This is a genomic window from Streptomyces roseochromogenus subsp. oscitans DS 12.976 (assembly GCF_000497445.1).
In the GTDB taxonomy this organism is placed as follows: Bacteria; Actinomycetota; Actinomycetes; order Streptomycetales; family Streptomycetaceae; genus Streptomyces; species Streptomyces oscitans.
This window is the reverse complement of record NZ_CM002285.1, coordinates 983,612-986,492: the sequence shown is the minus strand read 5'-3', so window position 1 is coordinate 986,492 and position 2,881 is coordinate 983,612. Positions and strand designations below refer to the sequence as shown.

Annotated in this window: 2 protein-coding genes and 2 pseudogenes; 1 reads left to right on the top strand and 3 read right to left on the bottom strand. The window is 71.6% G+C overall.

Annotated features, from left to right (window positions below; all coding sequences use genetic code 11):
* The 3 genes and pseudogenes from M878_RS54515 to M878_RS54505 all read right to left on the bottom strand — a co-directional run.
* A pseudogene (locus M878_RS54515) lies at positions 1 to 612 on the bottom strand (hypothetical protein); the annotation flags it as partial.
* Between the two features lie 64 nt (positions 613 to 676).
* On the bottom strand, positions 677 to 1,930 hold the full coding sequence (locus M878_RS54510) for an aromatic acid exporter family protein (protein WP_023544920.1): 1,254 nt from the start codon (positions 1,928 to 1,930) through the stop codon (positions 677 to 679).
* A 76-nt stretch (positions 1,931 to 2,006) separates the two neighbouring features.
* On the bottom strand, positions 2,007 to 2,501 hold the full coding sequence (locus tag M878_RS54505; RefSeq protein ID WP_023544919.1) for an FBP domain-containing protein: 495 nt from the start codon (positions 2,499 to 2,501) through the stop codon (positions 2,007 to 2,009).
* A 150-nt stretch (positions 2,502 to 2,651) separates the two neighbouring features.
* Here M878_RS54505 and M878_RS000000101730 point away from each other — a divergent pair.
* Positions 2,652 to 2,881: pseudogene (locus M878_RS000000101730) on the top strand (DUF3626 domain-containing protein); the annotation flags it as partial.

Below are 2,881 nucleotides of genomic sequence, written 5' to 3'. Positions count from 1 at the left end.
CATCGCCATCGGCGCGCCGTACCCGCCCGCCGCCCCGGCCGGGGCCCTGCGCCGCTCCTCCGCCCGCTCCCGCTCACGGCGCCGCCACTCGGTGAGCAGCGGCTCCTTCAGCGGGAACGACTGCAGCTGCACCCCGCCCCACACCTCCTCGCCGGTGACCTGCCCCTCCACCGTCGCGCCAAGACCCAGCGGCACCGCGACGAACTGGCGGACCGTGCCCTTTCCGGAGTTGATGCCGTCCAGCCAGGGCTGGCGGGGCAGCACCACGTAGTTCTGCGGATCCCGGGCGAGACGGTCGCTCCAGGGCCGCCCGGACACCGCGCACACCTTGCCGACGCCGACCTGGAGCGCGGCCGGCTCCGTCGTACCGGAGAAGCTCAGCCACATCGCCTCGCGCAGATACACCGGCAGCATCACGCCACCACGCGCCCGCCACTCCTCGGGAACCGTGCCGGCGTAGTCCGCGACCCGCCGGACCGGGAACTCGCCCAGCCCCGGCGGCAGGGGATGCGTGCCCGTCTCCGGCAGCCGCAGCGTGCGGACGAACCGCACCGCCACCCCGCCCGGCAGTCGCAGTGTGTTCCCGTCGATCCGCACCCCGGAACCAGTCATCCGGTCGCCCCCTTCGCCTTGCCCTCGCACCGAGAGCGCTCACCTTCCAAGGGATCATCCGTCCTCACCGAGAACGTTCACCGAACCCCGTACGGTTCCGCCACAGCTCCTCCTGCACCCCGAGCCGTTCGCGCAGCCGGGTCATCCGGGGCAGCTTCGCCCGCTGCTCGCGCGAGACCCGGTCCAGCTCCTCCAGCAGGCGGCGGGTGCGGTGCTCGGTGTTCAGCTCGTCGACGATCCGCGTCGTCTCGGTCAGTACGGCGCCGAGCAGCTGCCAGTTCGCCCAGTCCTCGGCGACCTCCTCGCGGAGCAGCTCGGCCAGCCGGTCCCGGGTGCCGGCCGCCGTGTGCAGCTCGGCGGACAGCCGGGCCTCCGCCGCGTCGGCGTTCTCGCTCAGATGGGTGGTGACCAGCACCGCGAAGCTGACCACCGCGTCGCCGATCTCCGACAGCAGCTGTGCCACGGTCGCCCCGACCCGGGGCGGGAACAGATCCTCGGCCCCGCGCGCCTTCGCCAGATCGGTGAAGGACCGGGCCAGCACTCGCAGGACCACCGTGCAGATCTCCAGCGTGTCCAGACCGGTGCGCAGCACCACCCGGTGCAGCAGCCCTTCCTTCACGCGCGGATTGAGCCGCAGGCTGTCCTCGGCCTGCCGCAGAGACGCGTCCACATGGGCGATGTGCTGGTCCAGCAGGCGTGCCTCGTGCAGCCGCTCGGCCGCCCGCTCCCAGGGGGTCCGGCCGGCGGCCTCCTCGCCCATCCGCAGCATCAACTGCCGTACCCGGCGCGCCAGGTCCCCGATCGAGCGGCCCGCCTCGTCCACCCACACCGGGGGCGGCAGCAGCAGATTGCAGGCCGTGCCGACGACCGCGCCGATCAGCGTCTCCACGATCCGCGCCCAGGCGGTGAACCCGACGGTGGTGACCCCGAGCACCAGCATGGCGCTGATCGCCACCTCGGCCACGTACTCATCGACCCGCACCAGGTGCCCGACGGTCAGCGCGGCCACGATCACCAGCGCGAGGCTCCACCAGGTCAGCCCCACCAGCCCGCTGAAGGCGATGGCGACCAGCACTCCGGCCACCACCGAGTTCACCCGGCGGATGCCGTTGGTGAGGGTGGCGTAGAAGGTCACCTGGACGACCAGCAGCGCGGTCAGCGGGGCGGTGAGCGGGGCCGGCTCGGGGCTCAGCCGGAGCGCGACGACGTAGGCGATCGTCGCCGCCGTCGCCGACCGCAGCGTCTGGACCACCACCGGCTCCCGGCGGCGCTCCAGCAGGCTCAGGAGTCCCGTGGTCCTCTTGCGTACGTCGTGCATCCCTTGGCCTGTTCCCGTTCCTCGGGCGGGACGAACGTGCCGCGATCGAGGACCGGAACTGTCCGCAAGCCTGGGATCAGGTGTACAGCTTGCCGATGAACGCGGACAGGTTGCCCGTCGTGCGGGCTATCTGCTGCTCGGTCGTCAGGCTCTCCTCGAAGCGGGCGCCGGACTCCGGCACCTTCCTGCCCCGCACGTACAGCGAACACGCCAGGTCGGTGCACATGTACAGGCCGACCGAATTGCCCTCGCGGCCCGCCGACCCCGCCTTCCGTGCCGCCATCAGCGTCACCCCGCCACCGGGATGCGTGGTCAGACAGACCGAGCACATGCTGCGGTGCAGAAACCCGCGCTGCGCGGCCTGGAAGCGCAGGGCCACGCCGACGAGCCGGTCGTCCCGTTCGGCGACCAGATAGCTCCGGTCGGGTGCGCCCGGATCTCGCCAGCCCAGGAAATCCAGGTCGTCCCACGGGCGTTCGGCGAGGTCCCTCGGGACCGCCAGCCGCTTGGCCTCCCCCTTGGAGCAGTTGATAAAGGAGTTGCGAATGTCCTGCTCGGTGAGCGATCTCATGGGGGAGTCCTTCCGGATTCGTCGCCGCGAACTAATAGGCCTGAACCTAATATTCCTAGGTTCATGGCTAGCCTATGTAGCCAAGGGGAGTGCGGGCCAATGGATTTCCGGCACCGGCTGCCGCCGCGCGCCCGGCGGACACCGGACCACATGGCCACCGGGCTCTTGGGCCCACCGCTCGACCCCGGCCTGCACATCGCCCTGAACTTCCACCCCGACCGGGTCTCCAGCGGGCTGCCGATCCTCGGCGCACTGATCGCCGAGCGCGGCCTGCTGCCCCCGCACGCCATCGGCGACGCGGCTCGCACCGGCCGCCACGAGCTCCAGGACCTGAAGACGGTCTGGCACACCCTGGCCCGCTTCGGAGCCCCGGAGGGCGC